Source organism: Flavobacterium sp. CF108 (genome assembly GCF_900129795.1).
GTDB lineage: Bacteria > Bacteroidota > Bacteroidia > Flavobacteriales > Flavobacteriaceae > Flavobacterium.
The window spans coordinates 221,645-228,225 of the sequence record NZ_FQWW01000006.1 but is presented as its reverse complement, the minus strand read 5'-3'; the positions used below and the strand labels follow the sequence as shown (position 1 = coordinate 228,225).

Here is a 6,581-nt window from a genome sequence, read left to right as displayed (position 1 = left end):
TCGATTTATAATACAATTTCTTTACGTGTACTTTTTTGGTCACTTTCGGTTTCCAGCCAAGCTTTCATTCCTATTAATTCTGATAATTCCCGAATGGTTTTTCCATTGAAAATATCATCTAGTTTTATTTGAACCCCAAATTCTTTATTGATCGTATTGGCCATTTGAATTACATTTAACGAATGACCTCCGAGTGTTATAAAATTAGATTCTACACTTATCTCGTCTTCTTCTAAATCAAGAATTCCGGACCATATTTTTACTAATTTTTCTTCCACATAATTGGATGGTTTTACATAGGCCACTGTTATCTTTTCCTCATTATTTAAAAGTGCTTTATGGTCTATTTTTCCATTTACAGTGTAAGGAAACTCATCTAACCAAATAAATGAGGACGGAATCATATAGTTAGGAAGAATGTCTTTAAGGATTTCTTTTATTACTACTGCTTCTATTTCCTTATTTCCTTTTATGTAGGCATACAGTTGTTTATTTTCATCTATTCCTTTAACTGTTACAAAAGCCTGCTCTATGAACGGAAGATTTTCTAAAACCAATTCTATTTCTCCGGGTTCTATTCTATATCCTCTTATTTTTATCTGATCATCAATTCTTCCTATATATTCAATTCTTCCTTCTACATCCCATCGGGCTAAATCTCCTGTTTTATAACATGTTTTGTTTTCTATTGACACAAATCTTTCTGCTGTTAAAACCGGATTGCCCATGTAGCCTTTTGACACACCTGAACCTCCAATGAATAATTCTCCTATTACCCCAATTGGCACTGTTTTTTTATCAGCATCCAAAACGTAGATTTTTGTGTTTGCAATAGGGTAACCTACCGTTATAGGTTCGTCAGTTATTGAAACCTCAGCCGATGTACATCCTACTGTAGTTTCAGTTGGTCCATATTCATTGTAAACCCTGATATTTGTATTTAAATCTTTCAGAATTTTTATATGGCTTTTCTTTAGCTGCTCACCTCCGCAAATAACTATAGTCACATTTGTATCTTGAATATCGAGATCTTTTAAAAGTGCAATGTGTGTTGGTGTAAGCTTTATAGTATCTATTTCAGGATTGTTAAAGCAATCTTCTAAAAGCTGATCCACATTTTCTTTTTCATTTCCTATAAAGAGTTTTTTTCCTCTGGTCAGACTGGTAAAAACTGCCGTTACAGACAAATCAAATGACATAGAACTGGTGATTCCCCAATTGCCTTCGGCATTATTCTTAAAGTAAAAATTGTTACTCCAAACGATATAATTAAATAGATTGGCATGCGAAATCATACATCCTTTTGGCCTGCCTGTAGAACCTGATGTGTAAAGCAGATAAGCCAGGTTTTCTGTACTTACTTCAGGGAGTTTAATGGTTTCGTTTTCAATTTCATGATTGTCTAAGTCTTCTACTAACAAGAAATTATAAGCTTCTAAACCTTCTATTTGCTGCTCTATATTTGTAATGATAAGGAAAGCAGTACTTTCTTCCATCATGTGCGCTGCACGAGAACCCGGTAAATTGGAGTCTATTATCATATAAGCAGCACCTGCTTTCATTATGGCAAGAAGTGTGGTTATCATTTCTATAGATCTGGTCATTCTAAGCGCCACTACAGATCCTGGTTTAATACCCATATCAAGTAAGTTAGCAGCCCAAATACTAGATCTTGAATCTAATTCCTTATATGTAATATGATTATCTTCAAAAATAAGTGCCTGCTCGTTTGGATGGAGTAAAACCTGTTCTGAAAACAAATCCAAAACTGTTTTGTCTATCTCATAATCTTGTGCTGAATCGTTAAATTCAACTAACAGCTGATTTTGCTCTTTTGCAGACAGAATAGAAATATCCTTTAGCAGTTCGTTTTTATTATTTATTATGGTATCGACAATACGAACAAAATAAAAAGCGAAACGTTCTGCACTGGCTGATTCAAATAGATCTTTACTGTAAGCCAGGCTCAGGTTGAGATTTTCTTCTGTTTCTAATACTGATAAGTGCAGGTCAAATTTTGCAATTGGATAAGGTATATCTATGCTGCCAATTTTAAGTTCTGAATCCTTTAAATCTAGTTTTTCATTTTCAAATTCATAATTTAAAAACACATCAAATAATGGGCTTCTATTTCCATTTCTTTCTAAATCTAAAGCATCAATTAACTCATCATACGGATATAACTGATTTTCAAATGCCGTTGAATTGACTTCTTGTACCTGATGCAGAAATGCTGTAAAGCTTTGTGATCCATCAACGTGATTCCTGATAGGAAGTGTATTGATAAAAATACCTGCAATTTTCTCTAAATCTGCATGTCTGCGGCCGGCAACCGGCGTACCTACTACGATATCATTCTGGTTTGATAACTTACTAAGGAATACATTGTAAACTGCCAGAATAAGACTGTACATGGTTACTCCTTCTGCACGGGCTATTTTCTTTAGTTGCTCAATTTGATTTTTACTTAAATTAAAAGCGTACTTGTCACCATATTCACTTTGTTGTTTTGGTCTTGCATGATCATAAGGCAATTGCAATGCAGGGACTTCATCTATAAATTGATTAAGCCAATATTCTTTTTGTTTTAAAATTTCTTTTTGCTGGTTCTCTTTTAAATTCCAGATAACATAATCCTGATATTGTATTTGAAGTTCAGGAAGTGTTTCTCCTTTGTATAAGGATATCAAATCTCTTAACAATAAACCATTGGTAACTTCATCAGAAATAATATGATGCGTATCAATTACCATAATATGTTCCTGATCTGATACAGACATAATTCCAACACGCCAAAGTGGTGCCTCATGCAAATCAAAAGGCCTGATAAAGTTTTTAATTGCTTTATTTATATCTTCTTCTTTGGCAAGATCTGTTATTACAAAATCAACCTTAGTTAAAATTCTTTGTATTGGGTTTCCGTCCAGAAATTCAAATGAAGTTCGGAGATTATTGTGACGCTGAATTAATTTTTGAAAAGCAGCTTCCAGTTTTTCTTTCTTCAAAATCCCGTTTAAAGTAACAACAGCCGGAAGATTGTAGGCTAAGGAACCTGTGTTGTATTCATGCAAAAAGTACATTCTTTTTTGTGATGAAGACAAAGGATAATACTCCTGCTTTTCTGCTGGTTGTATATCTGAGTGATTAGATGCAGTAGATTTCAGCATAAATTTGCTTAAATCAGCTACTGTTGAATACCTCATCATTTCCTTTAATGGAATTTTTAAATTAAAGGCTTTCTCAATTTTATTATTTAAGAACATCATGGTTAGTGAATGTCCGCCCAGATCGAAAAAATTACTATTAACCCCAATAATACTACTGTCGACCTTAAGGACCTCTGAATATATGGCTATAAGTTTTTGTTCTGTTTCATTAGTTGGAAGAGCAATCTCTTTTTCCGGACTGATTTCATATGACGGCAGGCTCTTACGATCTATTTTTCCATTGCTAGTAAAAAGAAAGTTCTCAATATGCATGTAAAAAGACGGAATCATATAATCTGGCAGATAAGCAGCAAGATATCCTCTTATATCAGAAGTACTTATTTTAGATTTTGCCTGATAATAAGCAATTAAAGTTTTCTCGTTTTCAAATTCCTGAACGACAATAATTGAGTTTTCAATTTTTGGATGAGCCGTTAAATATTGTTCAATTTCTGTAGGTTCTATTCTATATCCTCTTATTTTAAATTGATCATCTTTACGTCCGTGATATTCCAGGTTACCGTCTGGCATCCATTTTACTAAATCTCCTGTTTTGTAAACCCTGTCTTCCCAAGGAATCCATTCTGAATTAAATTTCTCTGAAGTAAGTGACTGATCTCCAATATATCTTTGGGCTAACCCACTACCGGCTATACACAGTTCTCCAATTATTCCCTGCGGTACCAGGCTGCCATGATTATCTGTCACGTAAACGCGTTCGTTTGGCATTGGTTTACCAATTGGAATGGTGGTATATTGATCTAATTTTTTAGGATCAACTTTATATGATGTCGAATCTACACAAGTTTCTGTAGGACCATAAAAATTATATAATTGTGTCTTTAAGCCTAATTTTAAGTGAAATGTATTTACTAAATCCTTAGATAAAACCTCTCCTGCTAATATCCAGCTTGACAAGCTATTCAAGGCAGCATTTTTCTCTAAAGCGTTTACTAATAAACGAAGGTGCGTTGGTGTACCGTCTGATAAATCAATGCTGTTTTCATTATAAAAAGACAATAATTTAACACCGTCTTTTCTGCTTTCATCATCTAAAATATATAGGCTGTGCCCTTGTAATAAAGATCCGAATATTTGCTGTACAGAAGCATCAAATACATATGAGGCTAATAAGGCTACACGTAAAACTTTATCTTCATAAGGCTGGTAAACAAGCTCATTTAGACCATTTACCAAATTAATTACGCTGCCGTGATTCATCATCACTCCTTTTGGTTTTCCTGTTGAACCCGAAGTGAAAATACAATAGGCCAAATCTGTGGCTAATGTTTTAACCGCTACATTTGAAGTTATTTGAGAACTAATTTTTGGAGAATCCATAGCCTGAACCGGAAGATATGCCGCATATTCGTCCAGATACTGCTGCTGAGATAATAAAAATGTTGCTCTGCTTTGATCCAGCATATATTCAATACGCTTTTCAGGCAAATTAGGATCTAGTGGTAAGTAACCGGCCCCTACTTTTAAAACCCCTATAATTCCAACGATCATTTCCCAGGAACGATCAAACAATAAACCTACAATATTGCCGGGAATTACTCCTTGTGAAACTAAATATTGAGCTACTTGGTTAGAACGCATGTCTAACTCTTTATACGTTATTTCTTTTGATCCAAAAACTAAGGCTGTACGCTCTGGATGAAGTTGTGCTTGCTGCGAAAAAACATCAATAATTGACTGATCTTTAACATACTCTCTTTTTGTATTATTAAATCCAGCTACTAATTGTTTTTCTTCGTCTTTGGTAAGATAATTTAGGTCTTTTACCTGTTCAACATCCCTTAAAAAGCTTTCCAGTACTACTTCTAAGTGTCCTTTAATTTTAAGTATCATCTCATCTGAAACAAATTCATTGTTATATTTCAGCGTGATATTTAGTTTATCTAAGGATGAATAAACAATTAATGAAATGGTATAATTGGTACTTTCGATTCCTTCTATATTCTCTACCTGCAGTTTTTCTTTAAATTCTGATTGAGAAGCTGCTTCCGGATAATTTTGAAAAGAAATTATGGTGTCAAATAATGATCCTCTTAAATTACTTTGAGTTTCAATATCACTTAGAGCTAAATGTCCATACTCTTCCCTTCCTATTGTATGTTCTTTTTGTAATTCCTGTAACCAGTCTGATATTTTAATATCCCTCTTTAGGGTACTGCATACTGGAATTGTATTGATATACAATCCTATTTTTGTTTCTATATTTTCTTCTTTCGAATCTCTCCCTAAAACAGTTGCCCCAAAAACAACAGTTTCATTTCCTGTATATTTTGACAATAAATAAGCCCATGCTCCCTGCAATAAGGTATTTTCGGTAATGCGGTGTTTTTTTGTAAAAGTTTTTATTGATCCGCTAACCGTGAATTCTATCTTTTTGTTGCCAAATAGTTTGTTTCGCAGTGTATTATCATTGACAAACGGAATATAACTTGGTAAGGTAAGATCTGAGAGATAGCTTTGCCAATATGACAACCCTTTGGCCTCATTTACACTTGAAATATGACGAAGATGTGATCCAAAATCATCTAAAGCCAATTCTGGAAGTGTTCCTTTTGTTTCCAATTGTATATAAGCCGCATGGAAATTTTTCATTATGTTTTGTACTGACCATCCGTCGAGTATAATGTGATGATGTGTAAATACAAAACGGGTATGGTCTTCTCCTAGTTTAATCAAAGTCATTCGAAATAACGGAGCTTCTTCAAAATTAAAACCCGCTTCTTTATCTGCCGTTAAAAACGTATCAAATGCCGATTGAAATTCTGCTGCTGATAATTTACTATAATCAAGTTCATTGATTGGCAGTTTTACGTTATCATAAACCGTTTGAACCGGAATATCCAAATCCTGACCAAAAACGGCTGTTCTTAAAACCGTGTGCTGCTGTAATAAATAGTTCCAGGTTTTATCAAAAGATGCTCTGGAAATTACTCCTTTTAAATCACAGTGAAACTGGCATATATAGGCTGCTTTATTATCATCGTATAAATTGTGAAACAAAAATCCTTTTTGTAAAGGTGTTAATGGATATATATTAGCAACCTTACTTTGATGTACCGGCAATTCTAAAAAATCCTTTAGCCTTTTATTTGTTATTGTAGTTGGTAAACCATAATCACTTACTGTTTTAATTTTATTAAGTGAATTGCTTTTTTGACTGTTTAAAAAAGTAATTAATTCCTCTTTATTTGATTTAATCATTGATAAAATCTCTTCAGGCAATTTGGTCGTTTTTTTACTTTTAATGCCCAGCTGACTATCTTTTACAAACAAAGTAATGTCGTCACTTTTTAAAAGTTCAATTATTTCGGGAATATTTTTAGTTTTCATTTTATACTTCTTTAAATAAATTTG

1 protein-coding gene is annotated in these 6,581 nt (G+C 33.4%); it reads right to left on the bottom strand.

What is annotated here, in order from left to right:
- Nucleotides 1-5: 5 nt before the first annotated feature.
- Nucleotides 6-6,557, bottom strand: coding sequence for a non-ribosomal peptide synthetase (locus BUE10_RS17400; RefSeq protein WP_073487134.1), 6,552 nt, complete (start codon nt 6,555-6,557; stop codon nt 6-8).
- Between the last annotated feature and the right edge of the window lie 24 nt (nt 6,558-6,581).

What these genes read in the sequence shown, in the direction of transcription:
- BUE10_RS17400 (WP_073487134.1), bottom strand. Translation starts at nt 6,557, where the DNA reads ATGAAAACTAAAAATATTCCCGAAATAATTGAACTTTTAAAAAGTGAC.